Origin of the sequence: Flavobacterium piscisymbiosum (assembly GCF_020905295.1) — a bacterium.
GTDB lineage: Bacteria > Bacteroidota > Bacteroidia > Flavobacteriales > Flavobacteriaceae > Flavobacterium > Flavobacterium piscisymbiosum.
Genome location: NZ_JAJJMM010000001.1, coordinates 3255540 through 3280368, shown reverse-complemented (window position 1 = coordinate 3280368; position 24829 = coordinate 3255540). Strand labels below are relative to the sequence as shown.

The 24829-nt window shown below is 31.9% G+C and carries 17 protein-coding genes; all 17 read right to left on the bottom strand.

The features are described 5' to 3' along the window. Positions 1-60 precede the first annotated feature (60 nt). Positions 61-498 (bottom strand): hypothetical protein, encoded by a 438-nt coding sequence (locus LNP81_RS14300; RefSeq protein WP_230036913.1) that lies wholly within the window; start codon positions 496-498, stop codon positions 61-63. 32 nt (positions 499-530) lie between these two features. Continuing rightward, positions 531-1766 carry a hypothetical protein gene (locus LNP81_RS14295; protein ID WP_230036911.1) on the bottom strand — a complete coding sequence of 412 codons (1236 nt, stop codon included), beginning with the start codon at positions 1764-1766 and terminating at the stop codon, positions 531-533. Between the two features lie 14 nt (positions 1767-1780). After that, positions 1781-3124 (bottom strand): PKD domain-containing protein, encoded by a 1344-nt coding sequence (locus LNP81_RS14290; protein WP_230036909.1) that lies wholly within the window; start codon positions 3122-3124, stop codon positions 1781-1783. A 60-nt stretch (positions 3125-3184) separates the two neighbouring features. Next, on the bottom strand, positions 3185-4654 hold the full coding sequence (locus tag LNP81_RS14285) for a hypothetical protein (protein ID WP_230036907.1): 1470 nt from the start codon (positions 4652-4654) through the stop codon (positions 3185-3187). 607 nt (positions 4655-5261) lie between these two features. Beyond that, positions 5262-6038 carry a hypothetical protein gene (locus tag LNP81_RS14280; protein ID WP_230036905.1) on the bottom strand — a complete coding sequence of 259 codons (777 nt, stop codon included), beginning with the start codon at positions 6036-6038 and terminating at the stop codon, positions 5262-5264. Positions 6039-6056: 18 nt separating this feature from the next. Further along, the gene (locus LNP81_RS14275; RefSeq protein ID WP_230036903.1) at positions 6057-6659 is read right to left on the bottom strand and encodes an EndoU domain-containing protein; all 603 of its coding nucleotides are present in this window, start codon (positions 6657-6659) and stop codon (positions 6057-6059) included. Between the two features lie 79 nt (positions 6660-6738). Continuing rightward, positions 6739-7305 carry an REP-associated tyrosine transposase gene (locus tag LNP81_RS14270; RefSeq protein ID WP_230036901.1) on the bottom strand — a complete coding sequence of 189 codons (567 nt, stop codon included), beginning with the start codon at positions 7303-7305 and terminating at the stop codon, positions 6739-6741. A 148-nt stretch (positions 7306-7453) separates the two neighbouring features. Then, positions 7454-7993, bottom strand: coding sequence for a hypothetical protein (locus tag LNP81_RS14265; protein ID WP_230036899.1), 540 nt, complete (start codon positions 7991-7993; stop codon positions 7454-7456). After that, positions 7990-8136 (bottom strand): hypothetical protein, encoded by a 147-nt coding sequence (locus tag LNP81_RS14260; RefSeq protein WP_230036897.1) that lies wholly within the window; start codon positions 8134-8136, stop codon positions 7990-7992. The genes LNP81_RS14265 and LNP81_RS14260 overlap by 4 nt, the downstream gene beginning before the upstream one ends. Positions 8137-8202: 66 nt before the next feature. Further along, entirely contained in the window at positions 8203-8769 is a 567-nt protein-coding gene (locus LNP81_RS14255) for an REP-associated tyrosine transposase (protein ID WP_230036895.1), read from the bottom strand. A 74-nt stretch (positions 8770-8843) separates the two neighbouring features. Further along, a complete protein-coding gene (locus LNP81_RS14250; RefSeq protein WP_230036893.1) occupies positions 8844-9266 on the bottom strand; it encodes a hypothetical protein in 423 nt (140 codons plus the stop codon). Positions 9267-9269: 3 nt separating this feature from the next. Further along, positions 9270-12449 carry a fibronectin type III domain-containing protein gene (locus tag LNP81_RS14245; protein WP_230036890.1) on the bottom strand — a complete coding sequence of 1060 codons (3180 nt, stop codon included), beginning with the start codon at positions 12447-12449 and terminating at the stop codon, positions 9270-9272. Positions 12450-12451: 2 nt separating this feature from the next. Then, positions 12452-17671, bottom strand: coding sequence for a T9SS type A sorting domain-containing protein (locus tag LNP81_RS14240; protein WP_230036887.1), 5220 nt, complete (start codon positions 17669-17671; stop codon positions 12452-12454). A gap of 4 nt (positions 17672-17675) precedes the next feature. Beyond that, entirely contained in the window at positions 17676-19742 is a 2067-nt protein-coding gene (locus tag LNP81_RS14235) for a fibronectin type III domain-containing protein (protein WP_230036886.1), read from the bottom strand. A 76-nt stretch (positions 19743-19818) separates the two neighbouring features. Beyond that, positions 19819-20580 (bottom strand): hypothetical protein, encoded by a 762-nt coding sequence (locus LNP81_RS14230; RefSeq protein ID WP_230036884.1) that lies wholly within the window; start codon positions 20578-20580, stop codon positions 19819-19821. A 255-nt stretch (positions 20581-20835) separates the two neighbouring features. Further along, positions 20836-23559, bottom strand: coding sequence for a DNA gyrase/topoisomerase IV subunit A (locus LNP81_RS14225; RefSeq protein WP_230036882.1), 2724 nt, complete (start codon positions 23557-23559; stop codon positions 20836-20838). Positions 23560-23639: 80 nt separating this feature from the next. Further along, positions 23640-24827, bottom strand: coding sequence for an RsiV family protein (locus tag LNP81_RS14220; protein ID WP_230036880.1), 1188 nt, complete (start codon positions 24825-24827; stop codon positions 23640-23642). Positions 24828-24829 lie beyond the last annotated feature (2 nt).

Genomic DNA, 24829 nt, shown 5'->3' with positions numbered 1-24829 from the left:
ATCTGTATTATAAATCGAAAACTGAATTTCAATCTTGTTTTTTTAAAGTGTATTTTATCCCTAAAAACTATAACCGTAATTTAGGTTCATCATAATATCATTGTTAGAAGGCCTGTCTGTCGAACTTCTAAACATCGATATCATGCCTAATGTAAAATTGTGTTTTTGCAATAAGGTGTAAGTGTTATTGAGTTTTATCCCGAAAACAGAACCTGAATTGGTATCACTTTGAGTATTGTTATACAATAATCCAAAGTTGGCATTCATTTTTTCTTTTAGTATTTTTTTTGAAACACCAATTGAAGCTCCTAAAGATGAATTATCGAATTGTCCAACCTGATTGTTTGTATAATCTAAAGAACTGTTTAGAGCCGTTTTAATTCCAGTAAAATTTACAGTATGTGCTAAATTAAAATTCTGCACCGTACTGGCCTGCCCTCTCCTAATAATTCCTCCCTGCTCATTCGCTTGTCCTGCAATACTGTAATTAAAATTCATATTTTGATTTTTCTTTTTCCCAAAAGAATAAGTTACATTAAGATTTGCATTTGAGATAATTGCTTATAATTCAAAGTATCAGCAGCAATGACATTTGGATTATTAATCAATTCAAACTGGTCTAGTTTTTTATTGGTATAAGTTGAAAAGTTCGAGTAACTTCCCGTAAAATTAATTTGATCATTAATTTTATAATTCATATTTACAGAACCCACTACACGCTTAGAATTTTGTTTTTTATTTTGGGCCAAATCATCTCTTTGATAGCCTAAGCTTGTCGAAAAATTGATCTTATCATGATAAAAAGGTCTTGAAAATCGAAGCGCAATATTTTCTAAATCATTATTAAAATACATTGCTCCCAATGTGTTATAATTGGGATCAATACGTTCGTAAGTCAAACCTAAATTGCTTTTTTGTATAGCATAATCTAAATTTACATTCACCGCATTTAGATAACTGGTGCTTTCTTTTGCTGAAAAAAGTCTATCCCTATAATTTCTTCCTATAGTACTCTCTGCACGAGTATCGTCTGTCAAAACAGATAATGCATATTCTACATTAAAATTTAAATTCTTGACCAGGGAAGTATTAAAAGTGAAACTATTTACCCAGTTTTCTTTTGGGGTTACCCCGGCATCTGAGCCTACAAAAGATAGTGAGTTTTCATTGTCCTTAGCATAAAAACCAATCCATCCTATTTTATAACTTTCTTTTTCGAAACCTATTTTTGCACCGTAACCAAAACGTTCGTAAACGGGAACTCCTCCAAGAGCATCATCTTCAGATACTGCCTTTAATAATTTACCTCCCATTAAGCTAATTTTAAAAGGACTTCTGGGAGTTAGTTCCAAACCCACACCTTTAAAAGGAAAACCACTTAAGGTGTAAGGCGAAAAAGTCATACTTACATTGCCTATATAAGCTTTTACCCATTTGTATTTGGGCATAATACACAATCTGTTAAAATCGAAAGGTGCCGTATAACCTAAATTATTTCCCTGATTGGTAATGCTGTAAAATATTGGAATATTAAAACTAAATGCGGTAACATTTAAATTACCTGAAAGCAAATAGCTAAATGGTTCACGGGAATTCTGCTGATTTGAATTGTAGAACATCAGATTCGCATTTACACCACCTGTAACTTTAAAGTTAGGTTTATAGAAATTTTCAAGATCAACGTCTTGCGAATGGGCATTTTTTGTTATTAACAACAGTAAAACAACAAAGAGTTTTAACCAATATTTTTTATTTTCTATCTTCATTATTGATTTCCTTTCTATTGCTTTTGTACTTTTATGTCGCATAAAATATAAGAGCTGGGTCCATTTTTTACCATGTCTTTGATTTTGATTGCTCCCTTTCTTCCATCTTGTGTTTTAAACAAAATAATTCTTGGATATATAAATCCAAATTGCTGTTCTCCCGCTGCACTGTAATTTATATTTAATGATTTTATGGGCGTGTCATTTACCATGGCATCAAACTGTGCTTCGGTAAAATTTAATCCACAATTACACAGACTTTGAGAATTTACAAAAACAGTACTTTGAGCATTCTTAAGGTTCAGAAATCCGTAGTTATTTACCTGATCAGGTGAGATAAATTTGTTATAAGTCAGATTACTGTTAAGTCCCTGAAATACGATATCAATTAAACCACTGTTTTGATCATTAATTTCATTTGCTTTATAAACTTGTCTGGTTGTAGTCGAAAACATTGCCCCAATATTGTTGTTATTGTGTGCCGTATTTATTCCAAGTTTAATATTGGTTAGAACACGTATATTCGTATCAGGCTGTACTGTTATTATTGACTTAAAAATCTGACTGGTTTTATCATTAGACACTTCAAGAGTAACTTCATGAATTCCTATACTTGTAAAAACAACTGTTGGATTTTCTTCTGTTGAAGTGGCAGGATTTCCTCCCTGAAAAGTCCATTTGTAACTTGTAGCACTAATCGACTTATTGATAAAACTAATCGTTACAGGAGTTTCATAATCATCATTTTCAAACTTAGGTTGGTACAAAAATAAGCTCGCTAAAATTGGCTCAACATTGATCGTTTTGGTTAACTTTTGAGATTCAAATCCATTAGAAACCGTTAAGGTAATTGCATGTTCTCCTACAGTTGTAAAAATAACATTTGGAGGTGTTTTTCCTGTAAAATCAGATGGTACACCATTTTCAAAATCCCATTTATACATAAGTCCTTCACCAAGAGTGTTATTAGTTAAAACTACCTCAACAGGAGAATAATTACTTTTTATTATTTCATGTGTAAAATCAATATTGATTCCTTCTCTAATCACAACCGTTTTACTAATTTCTTTACTCTCGCCATCTGCATTTACAGCTCTTAATTTTATTGTATAGGTACCTTGTTTATCATACAGTACTTCACCCGGATTCTTTAGGTTTGAAGTACTGGGACTTCCTCCTTCAAATGTCCATTCATAAGTATCTGCGCCGGTAATTTTACTGTCAATTTTAATAATGACAGGTATTGATTCATCACCATTTACATAGGAGGCTGTAAAATCACCTTCTACAGCTATCGACGTTTCCTGATAGCACGAAGTAATTGCAATAAATACCAGTAAGAGTAAAGCTTTTTTCATTTTCTTGTATTTTAAACCACTAACCGTTTTATAAAATGGTTAGTGGTTTTAATCGTTTAATTATTTATTGCTCATGTTTTGATAATCTTTCAAGACTTTTATCAACCCTTCAAGTGTTTTAAAATCATGATCTTCAAACACAAACGAATCGCATTTTAAATATTCGATTGCATTTTTCTTCAATTTATCATCACTTGATTTGTTAGTATATAAACCTTTTTCCTGAGTAGGGATTTTTAGAATAAAATCTGATGGTAATAAAGGATCAACCAATACCAAATAACCATTATCTTCGTATAGAATTTTATAAAAACTTGAAAAATCAAAGCTTAAAGAATTTAAACTACCTGCTGCTGCAAGTGTATTTCCTGTTGTTTTAAGACCTAAATAACATTCTTCTTTTCCATTTTTATCTACGCAAAATCTTATACCGTTTTTTGATTTAAAATTTTCTGTTTTTTCTCTACCTTTCTCATTTGTAAATTTCAAAGTCACTGTTTTCCCATAAGCTGTCATATCAGCCATCCCGCTTGACGACTCTGCTTTTATAGATTCAAATTCTGCTGTAATAGGTCCTGTTCTTTTTTCTCTTTTTTCAGTTATAACATACCCGTTCTGCTCATAAATATTGGCAGAATTCGAACGTTCTGTTGCCACTTTTTCATCTTGAACTTTTATCTGTTCGGTTCTTATTTCAGCTACAGCCATTTTTCCCTGATGCTGCAACGTATATCCATTACCTACCAGAACCCTGACAATATTCATAGCGGTAATATCTTTGCTCATCTTATAACCTATTGGATTACCGTGATTATCAAAAGCCGCTTTAAATACTTTCATATCAAAAGTGATCAGTTCCTGATTTAGCAATTTATTGTAGCCGGAATACATCGCCCCTTTTGCAAACCATGTCGCGATTAGATAATTGTCTAAATCCAATACTTCATATTTTAACTCTCCATTTGTTGAGGGCGACGTTACTTTGATATAACCAATTCGTTTATCGAGCGGATCTTGATTTTGCGCTTTTATACTGTAAATAGTACCTGTATCGTCGATTGATAACTGATAGCTATCGATGATGTTTTTTTCTTGCTCTAAATTATTTTGAACACCAAGCAATTTTGCTGAAACTCCAGACGGCTCTCCATTAACAAAATTTTCAATTGCCTCCCTATTTAGTCCGTCTGTATTTAAATAATTATGTTCTATCATAGCATTTACAACGCTTTTCTCGCTATTAAAAAGATTAAACTTTCCTGTTGTAAACACAATTTCATTAAACTTTCCTGTTTCTTCATTTTTTAATTCCATGATAGGAATAGCTGGCACTGGTATTATTTGCTTTAATTCAATAGTGACTTTATAGCTTTTATCTAAATTATAAATCATAAAAACAGGCTTTTTACCTTCAATATAAGCAACCCTTTTTTCATCAAATTTTATTTCTCCTTTATCGATCTTGATTTTTTGACCAAAACTGCAAATAGAAAAAAGAACTATTAATAAGGTTAAAATTTTATTTTTCATACGTAAATACTTTTTATTAATTAATTTTAAGTACAAGAAAAGTCTAGCCAATTTGTTCAATGACTAGATTTGTTCTTTAATGTTAAGTGTGGTATTATTGGTATATTGAAATTTGCAATCTTAATTAGGCAGCGACAAAGCTTACTCAAATATCTTATCTCATTAGCTCTTAAATTTTGCTAATTATCTTCATTTTATGGTATTTCATCACTAAAACTTATAAAATAAACTCCCTGTTTTTATCTAATTTGTACTTTCTCTTTATTTATTATTTTTTTAGTTAGCGTGAACTAAATTTGTTAACGTTCACCCGCTACCACATTTGTACTCACTATGAGAAGTCTCCCAACTTCGTACCCTCACCATTATTCCTTTTTTTTATTCATGAACCCTAGGCTATTAAATCTGCTTTTGACTACTTGTTACTACGAAGTCTGGAAGCTTCGTAGAGCAAAAAAATTTAACAGACTGTGGTAAACTTTTGTTGCTATATCTTCATTCTTTATAATCATTTATATTTACTATTATCATCTTTTCATCAGCAAGATGTTCTAGCTGAAAAAATGGATAGGTTTTGTATCTTAATTAGAAGTCTTGCAGACTACTACTATTTCTCGAAAACTCCATAAATAAAAATACTTTCGGGCATATTTCCACCTTCCATACAATAAATAACAGCTAATTCTTCATTTTCAGAAATTTCAAATTGTCTAGAACTATGATCGTCGCTATAAGCATAATAAATACCTTTTTCTTCTTTTATTTTGAAATTATATTTAGTCGCTAATTTCTCAAGTTCTATTTTATCAAAATATCTAAAAGTGGATAATACTTTTACATTTTCTTTAATAATGTAAATTCTTTTATTTTGAATTTCAATATATGAATTATTCCAAACCGAATAATCTGTTGAACTTAACCAATTATCATATTCGTTAATTACGTTATGTAATTTTAAACCATCGAAAAATGTATAACGATCTGAAAATAAATCTAAATCATTATTAGGAATTTCATTATTTATTAATGTACTAGAATCTTCTATAATATAATTTCTCCAATCTCTTATAAAATCATAGATCTCTTGTGTTGTAATTTCTGAAATACATTTCCAATCATCATAAGTATCAATTACGAATGAGGTTTCTTTTTTACATTCAATGGAATAGACTTCATATCCAAAATCGTAATACTCCAATTCTCCGGATAGAACTTGTTCTAAGGAAACTACTATTTTATTTAAATAATCAAACTTTAGATTTTTAATTTCTGTAGAAAAATGCTCGCCGTACTTTTCTTCATTTTCAATTAATATTATTGAAGTTGATTTATTAAGATTATCTCTTTCGTCGAGATAATTATATTTTTCAAATTTATATTTCATCTTTTATTTATCTTTTATTTATCTTTTTTTAGGAAAAAATGAACCTATAGATCCATCAGCATTCAGATAAAAATGGATTTCCACTTTATTATCTTTTGAAAAACCAAAATATTCTGTTCCATTTGGATTTTCAGGAATTCTCCCATGATTATTTGCTATTGCATATTCTACTTCCTCTATTATTTTATTTTTATCCCAGTTTTTAGGAAAAAAAGAGGATATACCTTGATTATTTCCTTTAATTATTTCAGTACCATCTGATTTAATTACTACTGGTTTTGCTTCAAATACTCTTGATGTATTATCTAAACCAGAATTAATATCATAGGTAATATCTCTAAATTCGTATCGAGTCGTAGGATTACTATTTTTGTAATTTTGTAATGAAATTTCACTATGGCATCCTTTAAATTTTGTTCCTGTAGTATTTAAATCTAAAGTTTCTATCACATGCCCCACTTTTGAATTTACCTTGGTTGTAATATCGTCTACCTGAACCCAATTAAGATGCTGTACTTTGCTCCAAGTTCCATCCTTCATCTTCCATGTTTCCACAATTTCTATTTCTGCGGAAAGATTTTGAAAAGGACTTGACGTTTTTACTTGTATCGCACCACCCAATTCATCAAACCAAGGAATTGCTTCGCCATATTCAAATACCCCCGCTACCGCACGAATCCTTTCGTGTGGTACGTTCTACTTAAACATCAAACATTCTAAAAACAACTATATCATCTACCAAACCTTTCTGTCCTGAATAATCAATTGCACTACTATACACATAATCTTCTGCTTTATAAACCAAGCCTTCTTCAACTGGATTATTATGTACATAATCTATTTTTTGCTGAATAACTTTATTGCTCCAAAGTTCAATTGGCTTATTATCATGTCTCCAAAATTGATAATGTTTTACATTAGAACTTTTTTCTGCCTCTTTTTTAAAGAAATCTAACAAGAATTCTTTCCTACTTTCTCTTGGATTTTCTTGTATGCTTTTTACGATAGATTGACTTGTAAACCTCTTTAAATCTCCTATCAATAATTCAGGATTTTGCCCTTTTATACTTCTAAAAACCAAATGAACATGATTGGTCATAATACACCACGCATGAATTTCTAAACCCTTATTTTTTTGACAATATTCTAAACTTTCCAAAAACAAATCTTTATACTCGTTTCTTGTAAATACATCAAGCCAACCCACAACAGCAAAACTGATAAAATATAAACCTTCTGGATTGTGAAACTTGTAATTTCTACTCATAATTACCTTTATTCTTTACATTTAACTTGATTGCTCAACAGCCACACGAAAGGATTCGTGCGGGAGCGGGGAACATATATTCTTTTCTTCTATAACACCTCTTTAAATTTATGAGTAAGATGCTCGCAACAGCGGCAATAAACATCTACTAGTATTTTTTATATGGATCTTTTTTATACAAATCTGAAACATTTTTATATGTATCTTTTAAATCTTGCAATTTGTATTGTACATAAAACGTTGTATTTTCTAATTCACTAAAAATAGGTTCCACAACTTCTTCAAAAAGTACATGGCCAGAATATTGAAGTTTTGGTCTCTTATTTACAGCAAATAACTCAATGTAAAGCATATTTTTTAATCGAAATAATAAAAATTCTTCTTCCGACATATTTTCGCTGTTAAAAGCAACAACATTAATCTCATTTAAAAATTTCATTACCAGCTCAACTAATTCTATAACAGACTCTTCATATAAAATTATTAAATCTGAATATATTTCTTTTAAAGCATGTTTCTTCCTCATTTCTATCTTTCGTAATTCCAGTTTTTCTTTATCGGAAAGGGATAGCCATTCGACATCTTTTTTTAAACCTTCTATAAGTTTTATTTCATATTTGTGAGAATTGAATGAATTACTTTTTAAAAGATACAATTCTTCTATTTTTTTTATTTCATCTACTTTCATAATTCTTTTATTGTTATTAAATAAAAATTCTTAACTATATCTGGAGCTGCACCATCCATTGCTACATCATCTGGATTTAACATTTCTTTCTCAATAAATTCAATCTTTTCTATTTCAAATTTTGTTTTACTTTTATGTAACATTTCATACTCTCCTCTCCATACATCTCCCCCGCTACCGCACGAATCCTTTCGTGTGGTACGTTCTACTTAAACATCAAACATTCTAAAAACAACTATATCATCTACCAAACCTTTCTGTCCTGAATAATCAATTGCACTACTATACACATAATCTTCTGCTTTATAAACCAAGCCTTCTTCAACTGGATTATTATGTACATAATGTATTTTTTGCTGAATAACTTTATTGCTCCAAAGTTCAATTGGCTTATTATCATGTCTCCAAAATTGATAATGTTTTACATTAGAACTTTTTTCTGCCTCTTTTTTAAAGAAATCTAACAAGAATTCTTTCCTACTTTCTCTTGGATTTTCTTGTATGCTTTTTACGATAGATTGACTTGTAAACCTCTTTAAATCTCCTATCAATAATTCAGGATTTTGCCCTTTTATACTTCTAAAAACCAAATGAACATGATTGGTCATAATACACCACGCATGAATTTCTAAACCCTTATTTTTTTGACAATATTCTAAACTTTCCAAAAACAAATCTTTATACTCGTTTCTTGTAAATACATCAAGCCAACCCACAACAGCAAAACTGATAAAATATAAACCTTCTGGATTGTGAAACTTGTAATTTCTACTCATAATTACCTTTATTCTTTACATTTAACTTGATTGCTCAACAGCCACACGAAAGGATTCGTGCGGGAGCGGGGTCACTAAGTAATATTTTTAGATTGCCATTCATTAAATTCATTATGAGTACTTGTAAACAATAATTGATAAGGCTTTTCATCTTTTAAAAGACTATCATAAATATTTATTAAGAATATGATATTATTATCAAATCCTGTATTACAAAACTTGTAATCTTTATTTTTATAAGTCTTAAGTATAAACAGATTAATCTCTTCATAAAATTTATTACTTTGATTGGGATAATCTGAATACTTATTTATTTTTTCTTTTATTAATTTATCTATTTTTTTTTCAACATCAGAAAGGTTTATACTTATTACTTGGCAATTAATTTGATCATTAAAAGACAAAATTAGATCTTTTAATATTTTATATCTTTCAGATGTTATCTTTCCAAATTCAACAGATTTATTTTTGTTATTTAAAATATAAAAAAACTTCATGATTTATAATTTAGGGTTAAAATATATTATTACCTCATCAGCTGAGTTCTTTAAAATTTCAACAGTTCCATCAAAATTATTAGCTTTAAGAATTTTACCCGTTGGAGTTTCAAAAACAGCTTTTTCGGGAGAAAATCCTTCTTTTAATTTCTGCTTGAAAATAGAAAGATTTATCGATTCATTTCCAGTATAAATATCGGATGTTTTCCACCATCCTTTCACTTTTGATGGTGCATAATCAATAATTGCTTGTTTAAAAATCTCTGAGCCTATACCTTGACCTTGTAATTTTTCAGGAATATTTAAATGAAATTCTAAAATATTATTATTTGAAAAAGCAATCCCAACTTGTTCTCTATATGCTTGATAGGTCACATTAACATCATAATATGTTGCATGGTTTCCGTGAAAGTCTCCACTATGCTCGTCAATTTTTGTCCAAAGCTTCTCTAATTTATTTTCAATACCATACTTCTCAGGATGAGCCTGTAAATCTTCTAACGCATCTTCAACCTGTTTTGCTGTATATTTTCCTCGCCAGGCAGAAAATTTGCTTATACCAAAAGTAACTACTTTTTGAACTACAATATTTAAAATTCCCTGCTTTATTCCGTTTAAGGTGCTTTGGCTTACTTCTATTTCAGATAATTTTTTTCCACTTTTTAACTGTTTCAAAACATCATCGCTAAAACCTACCGCAAAACCGCTAATTCCAGCGCATCCTGTGCCACATTTATTGACCAATGTAGCTGTTGCGCAGCTTGTTGCTGCACTAGGCACTGAAATTTCTTTTACTAATTGCTGGGTTGTAAAATTTTCATTTAAATATAGTTTTACAATAGCATTTATACCCATTTGAAAACCTGCATCAAGAGCAAAACCAGTTACACATTCAGATAACTTTACACCGCCTGCCACTTCTGCGGCGGCAATGCTCAATGTGGCATAAAAAACTACTTCCTCAAAATTATCTGCAAGCTGAGCTTGAATGGAAACTCCTTTTGCAATAGTCGTTTTTTGCGTACAGAAAGGCTCTGCCTGATTTGGCACAGGTTCTTTAAAATAAACAACAACATCAATACTAGCTGCATTTCCATCCACGTTATTAGGAGCATAACTAAGCCAAAACTTTGTGATTTTTAGTTTGTTTAATTCTGAATCTTTAGTTTCAATCAGGAATAAATTCTGTACAGGACTACTAATGCTCCAGTCTTTATAATGTGTTATTTTTAAAGCACCATTTCCTTCATCATAAATAGAAACATTATACTTTTTGTCAGTCTCTGAAACTGAAGTTGCGTTTTTTGAAACTTCACTTGCTGCTAACTTTAAATAATTGATTTTTTCTGTTGCTAGAAAAGCTACAATACTTTTTAGAGAGGCATCACATTTGTCGCTAACGAATTTATTTAGTGCGTCATAAGCTTCATTTGTTTTGGTTAGATTTTCTATTGTTTGATTACCCTTTGTTGTAAAATTATTAGATGCTAATTCGACAAAAACAGGATCTAAATCTGCAATTTTTTTTCTTAAATCTTCGGGAATATCAGAAGTATTATCTACTAATATTTTGTATTTATCATTTGTTTTCTCTAAAGATTCATAAATTTCTTTCCAATTCTTGTTGTACTCGTCTTCATTGATTGTTCCATCCTTTTTTTGTTCTTCTAGTTTATTTGCTCTGTCAAACAAATCACTAATTCCATCAATTAGTCCTTTAAAATCATTAATAACATCTTGAACTGCAACAACATTACCCCACTCCGGATTGTAACTTGTCTCGACAACGCCGCTAATCAATTGATAATCTGTATTGATTGTAATGTTGCTAAATTCAACTGCAATTTTGGTATCTGCCAGATAAGGCACAATAATATATCCTTTGCCAGAATAAGGACTATTTTCTCCTTTCAATTCTAAAACTGTTACAGGAAAATCGCCTGCCGTGAAAGTTTCACTCTGAATTAAATTGGTAAGTGTTTTTTGGTTTTGTATATTGATTTTAGGGATAATACCACAATTGTAAGCAGGAACTCCGTTGGTTTGTGTCGGCGTTGTAAATGTGCTGATTTCTGAGTAAGTAAAGGACTGAACTCCTTCGGTTGCAGGATCACAACTTGAACCAACCCTGAACTGATAGGTTACTCCCGGCTCTAAATTGGTAATTAAACTTTGGGTGTTTAAACTATTGGTCGAAAACCATTGTGCATTTCTTACATCCTGCTTTTTGTATTGAAGCTGATATTTGGTATGCTCAGGAATTCCCTGCCAGGTTATTTTAACGCTCGTTGGTCCTTGGGCCTCACTTAACAAAAAGGTTGGCGAAGCACAGGAAGCAGTATACTTAAACGAATATATTTCGCTGTAACCATCGTTTTTAAATATTGCATTTTCTGAAAGCCCGGTTGTTGATATTGCCCTTACACGCCATGCATAACGCATGCCCGGAGTCAGTATCGGCATACTTAAATTATACAGCATAGCAGTACTAAAAACTGTTTCCTCATATAGAAGCGGTGCCATTTGAAACGCAAACTGTGGGTCTAATGTTGGGTCAATGAGTTGCTTTAATTCGAACTTATACGAAACGTTAGTTGCATTCATCTGGCGTGGTGTCCAGGTAAACATAATATTCGAAAAATCACTCGCTGCTATTTGTTCATTTTTTTGCGGTGTGTTTAATAACGGCGGATCATTTAATATAAGATAAATACTGGCACAGCTTTTCTGCGATATTTTTTGATTGGTGATGTAGTCATACATTTCAAAACAAAAATCATACATCCCATCAGGCAGAGGATTTGCATATTGTGAAGCAGTTATTCCCTGCAGGTTCTCTAACCTGAACAATGCTGAAATATCAGAGTTTGTTAAAGTTTGAAATTCACCTCCATTGATAAAAATGGGCCTTTGTCCTGTTATATAGTCACTGCTTCTTATGTTAACTCCATTGCCTTGTATGTATAATTTTAAGCGTACTTGTCTTTGCGATATTGTGACATCGGTAGGATTAATAAGCAATTGGAATTTGGTATCCATGCTAGTCGCGTAGTCGGATATTTTGACACTGTACGGGCTTTTAAAAACAGGCGTTAACTGAACAGGAAATAATTGGGCATAACCATTTAAACCGAAAAACAGTACGAGAACAAAAAGATAGATTTTATTGAAATGATTCTTCATTTTTAATAGATGATAATTTTTTTAACCATTGTTTGTTGTTCCGTTTCCAATACCAAAACGTACATTCCGGATTGTAACGAAGTATTAAAATCAACTTCGTAGTTTTTCCTGCCTGAATCTTTTTTCTGTGCAGTAAACTCTCCGGTTGTAGAAAACAGTCTTAAATTGACAGCGCTGTTATTTTCTAAATTAATAATGGCTTTGAAGTTTCCGTTGCTTGGGTTTGGTGTTACAATAAAGTCTATAATAAACTTGGGAGCACTGCCGGGATTTGGTAATGTGCTTCGTTTTTCTACGGTTATGTTTTTATTGTACTCAGCAAAACATTCTCCTTGAGTTTGCTGTAAACCAATGGCGTAAGTACCTATTTCGTCAAATTTTAGTATGATATATTTTTCTTTTTGCTCTACAATATTTACACCTTCCGGCACATTCCATTGTGTACTTTCTCCAAATGGATCACTGGTATTAACTAAGATTACTTCTTCGTCTAAATAAGCCTGAGAACTCAATAAAAACTCAGAACTAATTATTGCCTGGCTTGTTTTTATTACGATTTCATCTTCGCCAATACAGCCTAGACCTGTAGTCACTTTTACATGATAGGTTCCGGCTTTTGTTAAGCTTACTTTTGCCTGATTTGAAATAAATCCATTTGTAGAAGTCCAGCTATATTGCGCATTTATATCTGCAATTGTGGCATCTAAATCTAAAATTTGATCATTACACAAGGTTCTGTCTTTTCCTAAATCAACCACAATTGGGTTTGGATCTTTTAAAATAAATTTCTTTTTATAAACACAGCAATCTGCACAAGTAATAGTTACGTCGTAATTTCCTGCTGTAAGATTATTTAAGTCTTTTGTGGTTTCTCCCGTGTTCCATAAATAAGTGTAAGGTAAATTTCCTCCTGTGACATTTAGTTGTATTGATCCATCATTACCTGCAAAACAGGTAGGATTTTTGATGGTCTCAGTAGTAAATATTCCTTTAGGATCTCCCACAAAAATACTTCCCTGAACTGTACAGCCTTTTGCATCGGTAACTACTACAAAATAATTATTAGTCGTAATATTTTCAATTTTTGATGTTGTATCGCCATTTGTCCATTCGTATGTATAAGGCGCAGTTCCACCTGTTACATGAGCTTCTGCCCAGCCGTCATCTCCATTATTACAGCTCGCATTTAGTTTTGTAAAAGTCAAGTTCAGTTTTGCTGGCTCTGGCATAAACTTCGTAACATCTGTTTCTTTTACCAAAACATTGTTTACATAGGTTCCCAATTTTATTCCATTGGCATCTTCAATATTTAACGCATAGGTTCCGTCAGACAGGTTTTCTGCTGTTTCATCATAATCGTTCCAGATGCTCCATGAGCCATCTTTTTGTTGTTTTTTCCAAGTGTAGAAATAGGGTAATCCGTTATTTTGACTTGCCTGCAGCTGAATTCCTCCTTTTACGTGAGCTTTTAAAATTCCATCCTGCGACTCGTCTCTTTGATTATCTTGTGGATTAGCGTCTGTCTCATTTCCAAATTCGTTATTTACATTACAAGAAATGGTACGAACTACTTCAAAAGTAACTTCAAGTGGATCTGGGTCATCTAATGTTATGCTAGAATTGGCTACAGTACAACTCGTTTTATTTGTAGCTGCATTGTAATTGGCGTCACGAACATTTAAGCTGTAGGTTTCCTCCCCAAGTCCATTTAAAATAATGGTGTAAATACCATTACTAAAATTAACCGCTGTTGTAGTCTGCACTATTCCTTTGCTGTTTTTCCACTCAAACCAATAGGTATTGTCGGGGAAAATAGTACCGCCGGTAACCTCTACTACAATTTTTCCATTCGTCGCCTTGTAAAAACTTGGATTAAGAATTTCAGTGTATTTTATTGCAAGCGGCGCTGTTGGTCCTGTAATTGTAACATCGGCTTGTGTTGTACAGCCTTTGGCATCTGTAACAAACACCCAATACTCACCTGCTTTTAAAACTGTGTTTTTGTCAATTTCTACCTCATTCGACCATTTGAATTCATATGGAGGTGTTCCTCCTGTAACATTTGCAGTCGCCCAGCCATCATTTCCTCCATTACAAAAAACATTACCATACATAATGGTTACAGAGAGTTTTGGAGGTTCCTGCATCAATTGTGTTGCATCAATTTCCTTTACAAGAACATTATTAAAGTACGTACCCAGCATGATTCCGTTTCTGTCTTTTACGTTTAAGGCATAATTTCCATGAGAAAGGTTTGAGGCCGTTTCTGATGTAATGTTAGGCAATACTGTCCATGAACCGTCTGTTTCTTGCTTTTTCCAATAAAAATAATACGGTAATCCGTTATTTACAGAAACGGCCAGCGGAGTCCCACCGGTAACATGAGCCACTAAAATACCGTCCTGCGACTCATCACGCTGACCATCTTGTGGAGTTGTATCTGTATCATTCCCAAACTCATTGCTTGTATTACATGAAATAGTACGAACAATTTCAAAAACAACTTTTAAAGGATCGGGTTCATTCAGTGTTACTTTTGACTCTATTACTGAGCAATTTATAGTCTGATTATTTCCTTCATCGTTATTTTTATCCTTAATAGTTAAAAAATAATCATCAGCAGGAAGTTCTTGTATTGTAATAGTATAAATTCCGTCTTTTAATTCAGCAGCTGCGGTTTGCACCTCGCCTTTTGAATTTTTCCATTCATAATTATACGTTTGGTCGTCGTTTGGTGTTCCGCCTGTTATTTTAGCAACAATTCTTCCATTCGTTGCTCCGGAAAAAGTAGGTGTAAAAATCTCTTCATATTCAATTGCCACAGGAGATTGTGGTTCAGTAATCACAATATTTCCTTTTGTAAAACATCCATTTTTATCGGTAACTTCAACAGTATAGGTTCCTGCAATTAAGCTGGATATTTTATTTTTATCTATAATTCCGCTGCCTGTATTGTACCATGTATATTTATAAGATCCAGCTCCTCCTGTTACATTTACTGCAGCCCAGCCGTTATTGCCTGAATGACAAGAAACATTACCTAAATTAAATGATAATTCAAGTTTAGCAGGTTCTGAAATTTCTTTTGTTGTTGGAGTTGCTGTTACTAAATCAGTACTATTATAAATTCCCTGTACTATTCCGTTTGCATCTATAATATTTACAGCATAATTACCTTTAGAAAGATTTTGTAATATATTATATGTTTCATCTTCCAATATATCCCAGACATTTGTGGTTGTATTAAACTTTGACCAAACATATTGATAAGGCTGAATACCTCCTTGAACATTAGCTTTTAAAATACCGTCAGAAAATTTATCGGCAGCAGTCTCCAGATTCTCTGTATTACAAGAAATAGATTGTGTTTCTACTAATGCTATTACAATTTTTTCTGGCTGAGTTACTATTTGTGATGATTCTATAATAGAACAGCCTTCTTTATTGGTAGCAGTATTGTAATTTTTGTCTTTTACAGTTAGTTTGTATTGGCCGTCCGGAATATTATCTAATGTAATATTATAGGTTTTATCAGCAGTATTATACTGGGCTATTGCTGGTAAAATTACTCCGCTGGCATTCTTCCATTCATAATCATATGATTTATCTTCATTTATAGTTCCACCTGTTATTGCAGCAACAATTTTCCCATTTGCTGCTCCATAAAAAGTTGGATTTTGTGTGTAAGTATAATTTAATGCAAGCGGCGTTAAAGGTTCTGATATGGTGGTTTCTATAATTTTTTCTTCACCAAGTTGAATTTCGCCATTTACTAAAGTTTGAGTTTTGGCAATACAGCCATTCATGTCTTTTACTTTTACTCTATACGCATCAGGACCCAAACCTGTAATTGTATACGGTTTATTATTTGGAAAAGATATCCAGCTGGCTCCATTATCTAATGAGTAATAATCATTTGATAATATATTACGAGTCCCTCCTGTGGGAGTTATTGTTATGGTGCCATTATTGCTTCCATAACACAAAATATTTGAACTAGTTATTGTGAAATCAACAGGTTTTGGCTTAATTATTTCAAATTGCAATGGGTTTAATATAGTAGATGAGTAAATAGGTGCCCCATTATAAAAGCCATTAAGCTGTAAATTATATTTTCCTGGTTCTAAATTTAATATGTCAAATGAATTATCTTCATTTAAAACTATTTCAATATAATTGGTAAGTTCATCACCTTTATCTTTATTAGTTAGCGTAATGTTTAATTTTTCATTTTCAGATAAAGGTCTGTCAAACTTCACATTTAAAGAATTACCAGCTTCATCATAACATTTAGCATTTGAAGGTAGCAAAGAAGCAACATTTGGTGCAGATTTTAAATAAGTAAATGAAATAGCATTGGAATTGTAACTTTGGTATCCATCTACTAATTGTGGCGTATAAATTTCATCAAAGAATGTATCAAATTTTAGTGAGCAAGCTCTTCTACATATTGGACGAGTTAAAAAATTTCCAGTACAATTATCTGCACACTCGTTGACTTTATAAAATGCCTCTATCTTTGCAGAGCCTTTAGCTTGTTCTTCTCCTGCAGTACAATTCATTTTGACGTAAATTGAAACAGTTTTTCCGAAATCTGCTTCTGTCAAAAAGTCTGAACCCTTAATATTTAAAGTAGCTTTATAATTGTAAGGATAAGGAATTGTTTTTTCAATTCCACCTCCAACTCTATATTTCCAATCAAAACTACTTGAATCCAAATTATCAGGTAATTCTATTTTTATATTTTCTGAATCTCCAAGATATAATGGTTCTACAGGATTATTGATTTTAACGAAAGGCTTAGAAGTAACTGTTAAATGTAATAAGCTGCTTCCTGCATCTGATTGGTATGAAGAGAAACATTTATTAGTTATTTTGATTTGATCGTAATTATTATTTGGCCCCCCATCACAATTGCCTGCCCAATTTTTCCATCTAACTATTTTATAAAACTCTAAATTTACAATTGGATTAGCTTTAGTAAACGTTTCCTCTAAATTTATTTCAGAGTAGACTTTTCTACCTTGAAATATAAAAAAACTACTTCCATCCTGACGGGTTGCTTTAATATGTCTCAATCCATCACTTTCACCACATCCATCGGAATCGCGGTCCTGATAGCCCAGAATATTTAATTTATATTTTGTTTCACCACTTAAATTGATTTGTGCAAAACCAAATCCTGAAACCAATAAAAAAACTAATAAGTAAATCTTCTTCATACGTCTAATAAACAACGGTTAAAACTTCTTCTTTTGCAGGGCTATTGCTCTCTAGGACAGGAATTAAATGATATTCGTATTCCACGTTTATTTTTAGATTTTTATCTTCAAGAGTAAAAATATCGCCATTAAGTTCTTTCCATAATGTTGGCGGATTTCCTTTTGTATTCTTATAGATACTTAAACTTGTTACTTTATCTTTACTTTTATTATAATCCCAATTCAGAATGATTTTTTTATTTTCTCTATCTGGCAATCCTTGTAAAAATGAAATTATTTTAATTGGTGCAAAATCTAAAACCTGTACTGTAATCGTAGAATGATCTAATGATGACCAGTTATTACTTTTATCTTTAGCCAAAATAGCATATTGATATGTCTTTTTGTTCTCTACTCTTTCATCTGTAAATTCCTGAATAGTGTCGTTAATTTGTTTGATCTCCAACCACTTTTCTTGTCCTTTTTCTCTCCTTCTTAGGCTATATCCTACTACATCTTCGCTATAACTTCGTATCCATTTAAGATGTACTTTACCATCTTTATTATCATAATCTTTGAAAATTGGCGCGGCCGGCGGAATTTTATCCGGCTTCTCTAAAATCAAAATATCAGATGGTTCTGAAATATTAAAACGCATATCCTCGGCAGCGATTCTATAATATACCTTGCTGTTTGTCATTTTCAGACTCACACTGTCTTTATAAGTGTTGCCTATATATGATTTATGATAAATATCCACGAATTCTTCACCTGCTGTATTGGCTTTTAAAATTCGGTAACCTCTGAGATCCTTTTCCTGATTAGGTTTCCATTTTAATCGTACTACTCCGAGGCTGTCAATTATTCCTTCAAGACCTATTGGTTTAGATGGCGGAATAGAATCTACAGGCTGAACAAGCATGCTTTGAGATGTTAATCGCTGGTTGTTTTTACCTACAACAGATATTGTAAAGTAATTGGATGGATATAAATTCTCCTTATAATTTAGCTTTCTCTGTGATGGAGGAATAATTTTAGAAACAACTTTATAAGGTCCTCTATCATTAACTGCCAAGTTAATTTCATATCCCTGAATAAATCCTTCTGATGCTGCAGGAAATTCCCATTCCAAGTTAACCTCGTTTGAGTTGACAATATTATAATCTATCAGCCTTGCTGGAGTAACTATAGCATCAATTCCTGTTGCAGTAATAGGGTTTGTCAATTCACCTTTTTCTCCAAATGAGGTTGTACCATATAGCCTATAGTGATATATTTTATCGTTGACACTAAGTGTGTCAACATAATACATCGTTTTTGATGGATGATCTTCTTTATCATTTAAGTTAACCAATGCTGTATTTGAAATTGGGGCATAATTGATTCCATCAGAAGATTTCTCAACCATAAAAGAAGTATAAATTCTTTTAAAAGTTTCATAATCCCAGGAAAGTAATACTTTTTTATCGTCAGGAATTGCTATAAAATCAGTTGGTGCCGGTAAAATTCCGCAATCTTTCAAACCAATCATACAGGAAGATTCTTTTACTTTTGGACTTTCAAAAACACTTACCTGATAGGCATAAACTTCATTTTTCTTTACATTACTGTCTACAAATCCCCAGCCTGCTTTTACGGCACCTTCAAAACTCATATCAGCTGCATATAAAGCAAAAGTATAGCGTTGATCGAGCTCATCAGCCATATTTACTATTTTGGACAAATCCCCTTCTTTAGCGGCAGTTACCTCAAAGCTTTCACCATATATCGATTGCGCTATAATAGCCGCATTATTATCTTTTTGTACTAAATCAATCCATGAATCAAGAGGTTCAGGCATTAGAGGCTTTGGAGTTAGAAGAGCTTTTTCTGGTTTTGATAAAATATTACCATCCCGTAAGACAGTAGTTCTGGTAATTACAAATCCTTTTTTGTTCGCTTTTTGCCATTCTATTGGAGAATTAACTGCCCAACGTATCAAAATTTTATCTTTTTGAGCGCGGGCATTGACCATGACAGTTGGGTATTTACCCTGAGAATAGGATAACGTTATAAATAGTAAGAATAAAAAAAAGAGTAATTTTTTAGCCATTTTTTTGCAATTGTTATAATATAAAAAAACAAATACCCCATTGAAATGGAGCATTTGTTTTTTTAATTAAGAATTTTTAATAAGCGTACAGAGTAGTTTCTGTTGTAGTTGAACTACCATTTGGGAAGGCTGCTACTCTTTCAGTTGGATAATTGTTTGCATCATATTTATAACTATAGATTGTTTCATAAGTATAAACGTTATTACCTGATCCTGAAGTTTCAGTCCTTTTAATTACATTATTAGTAGTCGGCTCTTCATCTAATAATAAATTATAGCCAGCAACATTTTTAAAAGGATTATTTTGAGTGTCGTACTCATATATCTCCACAGAACCAAATTGATCATACGATCTTTCTGCTTTTATTAAATTGCCATCTTTGAATGTTAATTTTCCAGTTTGTCCATATTTTTCTTCATCGCCTGTAGAAATATTGACCTTAAATTGTTCATAAGAAACTGTTCCATCATTATTATGAATATATTTAGTTTTATGATTATAAAGATCATCGTATTTTTTAACATAGCTTGTCATTAGTCCATTGGTATAGCCATACTCAATAGGCCCCTCTGACAATCCATCCTCGTCAAATTCTTCGATTTTTACTATTTGATTTCCATTGTAAGTAAATTTTGTTTGAGAACCATCAGTTTCTGTTATACTTACAATTTTATTTCCATTATACAGAACATCTCTAGAAACAGGCAAACTATTTTCATACTCAGTTATTTTTTTAACTAAAATTGATGAAGCAGGATCAGATGAATTATTATCATCATTTGAACAAGAGGTAAATACCAACAAACTAGCGGCAAATAGGTAAAGTAATTTTTTCATGGTTTTGATTTTAAAATTAGGTGCAAACTTAAATTAAGTTAAAACCTAAAACCGCCACCAGAAGTTATAAAAGCACAATAATAAGACATTTATAAGCACTTAAACATCAATCAAAACACTAACATTCAATAAATTGCAACCAAACAATATTTCCGTATTCATCTAAGAGATGCCAATATATATTGGAAATGAAAAAACTGACATGTATTATAAAAAAAACGCTAAGATAAATCTTAGCGTTTTTTTGTTTGCATATTATTCTAAAACCAACCCAATCTGGCCGTCGTCATCTAATTCTGTTTCTACCGAATCGTCTTCATCTAATTCCGGTTTTTCAGGAACTTCTTCAACGGGTTCTTCATAAGGTAAAGGATCCAGTAAATTTACTTGCTTCAATTTATCAGTTGTAAGTTGATTTCCTAAAGCTTTAAAACCTTTTACAGCAATAAAATCTTCTACGTCAATATGTAAATCTTCTTTTTGAACGCCTTTTACTTTTGCAAAAATAAGTTGCGCTACCGGACGATAATCTGTTGATACAATTTCTAATTGCGAATTTGGATGGTCTGTAATAAAGCTTTCTTCTTTTCCTTCATTTTCTACAAGGAAACGTTTCAGATAATAGCGTTCTTTTTCTCCATCATAATAAATCGCCGAAATTGGTTTTTTAGGATTAAACTTCTCGAGAACAATCATATCTTCTTCGAAATGAGTTGACAATTCCGGAATAATGACTTTTAATTTACCTGTCTGACTAATTACTAAGATTTTATCACTTGGTTTAAACTCTCCTAACAATTCACCTCTGGCATCAACATTTAAACGTTTAACAGTATCATCAAACCAAACTTTTCTTGGCAATAAAGTCGAAATTCCTTTTTCTTTTAACTCGATTTTTTTGATTGGATATTTCGTTACCAAATTTCCTTTTGAAGCCCTGCCTTTAATAGCAAGCTTAGCAAAATCAATATCGAATTTCAGTTTTTTGATTGTTCCTACCTGACGCAATAAAATGGTTACGACCTCAGCTTCTCCATTCGGATTATGTGAAAAATAAACAACCTGAGAACCATTAGTTCCATTTGTTAAATCGTACGCTTTATCCCTGGTAACACCCGAAACATTGAAACGTTTGATATAAGAAGGACCGGATTTACCATCACGATACATCATATTATAAATCGTACGTTTATCACTCTTATCAAAAACAGCAATATGAATAATATCTTTTCCAATAAACGTTTTGGCATCAACTTTTGTTACCATCAATGTTCCGTCTCTTAAAAAAACAATAACATCATCTATATCAGAACAATCACCTACGTATTCATCTTTTTTAAGGCTGGTTCCAACGAAACCTTCTTCTCGGTTTACATACAATTTTGTGTTACGTAAAACTACTTTTGTAGCCTCGACATTATCAAAAACACGAAGTTCTGTCTGACGTTCGCGACCTTTTCCGTATTTCTCTTTTAATTTGGTGAAATATGCAATGGCAAAATCAGTAAGGTTGGCTAAATGATGCTCTACTTCTTTCATCTCATCTTCTAACTTGGCGATAAAATCATCTGCTTTATCAGAGTCAAAACGAGTAATACGAATCATAGGGATTTGAGTCAAACGCTGTAAATCATCGTCATTGATTTCTCTAACAAATGATTTTTTGAAAGGCTCGAATCTATCGTATAAATATTTATAAAGCGATTCTCTATCAGAATACAGTTTGAAATCGATGTACATTTCTTCACGAATGAAGATTTTTTCTAAAGTAGAAAAATGCCATTTATTTTTTAATTCTTCTAACTGAATTTCTAATTCTTGTTTCAGCAAATCAACAGTTCTGTGTGTCGAAATTTTCAACATTTCAGAAACTCCAATAAACAACGGTTTGTTATCCTCAATAACACAACCTAGAGGAGCTACAGAAGTTTCGCAAGCTGTAAAAGCAAACAAAGCATCTATTGTTTTATCTGGAGAAACTCCCGGGAAAAGGTGAATTAAAATTTCAACATCTGCCGCAGTATTGTCTTCAATTTTCTTGATTTTGATTTTACCTTTATCATTGGCTTTCAAAATACTATCAATCAAAGTCGTTGTATTGGTCGAAAACGGAATTTGCGTAATCACCAATGTGTTCTTGTCTAATTGGGCAATTTTAGCACGTACACGTACACGTCCGCCACGAAGTCCGTCATTATAGTTAGACACATCGGCAATACCTTGTGTCATAAAATCAGGATATAATGTAAAGGCTTTTCCTTTTAAAATTTTGATCGAAGCATCAATTAGCTCATTAAAGTTATGAGGTAAAACTTTAGTCGAAAGACCAACTGCAATTCCCTCCGCTCCTTGTGCCAATAGCAACGGAAATTTTACCGGAAGATTATTTGGTTCTGCACGACGACCATCGTATGAAACACCCCAATCGGTAATTTTTGGAGAATACAAAACCTCCAAAGCAAATTTAGATAAACGTGCCTCGATATAACGAGAAGCCGCAGCTCCATCGCCTGTTAAGATATTTCCCCAGTTTCCCTGGCAATCAATTAATAAATCTTTCTGACCAATTTGTACCATCGCATCACCAATACTCGCATCTCCGTGTGGGTGATACTGCATGGTGTGACCTACAACATTCGCAACCTTATTATAACGACCATCATCCAACTCTTTCAAAGAGTGCATAATACGACGCTGAACCGGTTTAAAACCGTCTTCAATCGCCGGAACTGCACGTTCCAGAATTACGTACGAAGCATAATCCAGAAACCAGTCTTTGTACATGCCCGTTACTTTGGTAATAACGTCCTCTCCTTCTTCTTCCTGATTTTCGTAAAAATGCTGTCCTTCAAAATTCTTAGCATTTACACTAATAATTTCTTCAGAATCATCTCCGTCCTGATTGTCATCAAACTGGTTTTCTTCAGAATTATTCTCGTCGTCGTTCGGAATTATGTTATCGTCTTCTTCGTCTTTCATTTATTTATATTCGAAATTATAAATTTGTATTTTTATTCTGAAAAATTTGATCTCCTTATCAAATCAAAATTAGTATATTCTTAATTCGAATTATACTTATCCAGAATAGTATTTTTTAAAATATACGGTTTTAATTCTTTATAACTAAAAAAAATCTCAGGTTCTCCGCCTGCAAAACCTACTAATTCATATGGAGCATAAGAAAAGGTAATTCCTGTTGGCAAAATATAAAAATTGTTAGCAAGTTTTATTGGAGTTAATAATTCATCACCGTAATCTGATCTTATCTTATTTCCATAAAAATCAATAAAATTTTCATCTTTTGTGTTTAGAATTTGTGCTATTTCTATTTTTTTTCCACTACTTACTTCGTAATTATCATATGATGTATGATACATACCGTGTGCTCCACCCATATAATTGTACCAATAATCAGAAACTACATAAATATTTGAATCAATAAAAATAGGCGAACTAACAGATAAACTTTCTGTCGTGTAATTGTCCTCATTACTTACCGCTTTTTTAATATCAAAATTATGTTTCCATTTATGATGATTTTTTATACTAACCGAATCAATAGGCAAATACTTTAAATTTAAACTTAAAGCTTCAAAGCTTTTATCGTTTGATAAAATTTCTCCTAAAAAAATATAATCCCTTGATGGGGTATAATCTTTTGCTATCCCTTTTTTATAAGTTTTTCCGGTATCAAATAATGTATAATCAATTTTATCAAAGCATTTATAAGATGGAAATTTTTTACTTGGATAAATTTTATATGTTTTTTTATTATAGATGCACTCTATAAACATTTCATTAGTGAATAAATTGTATAATTTAAGATTGCAAATAGTTTTCTCGTTTTCATTCCTGTCATAATACACTTCGCCTGTGTAGAAATCCTCTTTGTCATTTTTTATTAATCCAAAGCCAAAGATTTGGTTTTCTCCATCAATATAAAGATTACCTGACTTCCAATATCCTCCAAATTCTTCAGTCAATTTATTAGAAATATGAATTTGAATTTTTTTATCATTATCTAATTTCCCTTCAAAAGAATAGATAAAAGGAGCTTCGATTTTTAATGTATCACCACCTATTACTATTGTATTTTCTTTAATTTTATAAATTAAACTCTCGTTTTTTTCTTCAATTTTTATTTCACTTACAGGCTTAGGCACAATTACTGATTTCTTCTCATCATTTTTTGACTGACAAGAAAAACATAACGCGATTATCAATAAACCCAGAATAGTTTTTCTCATAA

Bases quoted from the DNA above. Each gene is read 5' to 3' on its own strand.
- LNP81_RS14220 (WP_230036880.1), bottom strand. From the start codon at position 24,827: ATGAGAAAAACTATTCTGGGTTTATTGATAATCGCGTTATGTTTTTCT.
- LNP81_RS14300 (WP_230036913.1), bottom strand. From the start codon at position 498: ATGAATTTTAATTACAGTATTGCAGGACAAGCGAATGAGCAGGGAGGA.
- LNP81_RS14245 (WP_230036890.1), bottom strand. From the start codon at position 12,449: ATGAAGAATCATTTCAATAAAATCTATCTTTTTGTTCTCGTACTGTTT.
- LNP81_RS14265 (WP_230036899.1), bottom strand. From the start codon at position 7,993: ATGAAAGTAGATGAAATAAAAAAAATAGAAGAATTGTATCTTTTAAAA.
- LNP81_RS14290 (WP_230036909.1), bottom strand. From the start codon at position 3,124: ATGAAAAAAGCTTTACTCTTACTGGTATTTATTGCAATTACTTCGTGC.
- LNP81_RS14270 (WP_230036901.1), bottom strand. From the start codon at position 7,305: ATGAGTAGAAATTACAAGTTTCACAATCCAGAAGGTTTATATTTTATC.
- LNP81_RS14255 (WP_230036895.1), bottom strand. From the start codon at position 8,769: ATGAGTAGAAATTACAAGTTTCACAATCCAGAAGGTTTATATTTTATC.
- LNP81_RS14260 (WP_230036897.1), bottom strand. From the start codon at position 8,136: ATGTTACATAAAAGTAAAACAAAATTTGAAATAGAAAAGATTGAATTT.
- LNP81_RS14240 (WP_230036887.1), bottom strand. From the start codon at position 17,671: ATGAAGAAGATTTACTTATTAGTTTTTTTATTGGTTTCAGGATTTGGT.
- LNP81_RS14250 (WP_230036893.1), bottom strand. From the start codon at position 9,266: ATGAAGTTTTTTTATATTTTAAATAACAAAAATAAATCTGTTGAATTT.
- LNP81_RS14225 (WP_230036882.1), bottom strand. From the start codon at position 23,559: ATGAAAGACGAAGAAGACGATAACATAATTCCGAACGACGACGAGAAT.
- LNP81_RS14280 (WP_230036905.1), bottom strand. From the start codon at position 6,038: ATGAAATATAAATTTGAAAAATATAATTATCTCGACGAAAGAGATAAT.
- LNP81_RS14285 (WP_230036907.1), bottom strand. From the start codon at position 4,654: ATGAAAAATAAAATTTTAACCTTATTAATAGTTCTTTTTTCTATTTGC.
- LNP81_RS14295 (WP_230036911.1), bottom strand. From the start codon at position 1,766: ATGAAGATAGAAAATAAAAAATATTGGTTAAAACTCTTTGTTGTTTTA.
- LNP81_RS14235 (WP_230036886.1), bottom strand. From the start codon at position 19,742: ATGGCTAAAAAATTACTCTTTTTTTTATTCTTACTATTTATAACGTTA.
- LNP81_RS14230 (WP_230036884.1), bottom strand. From the start codon at position 20,580: ATGAAAAAATTACTTTACCTATTTGCCGCTAGTTTGTTGGTATTTACC.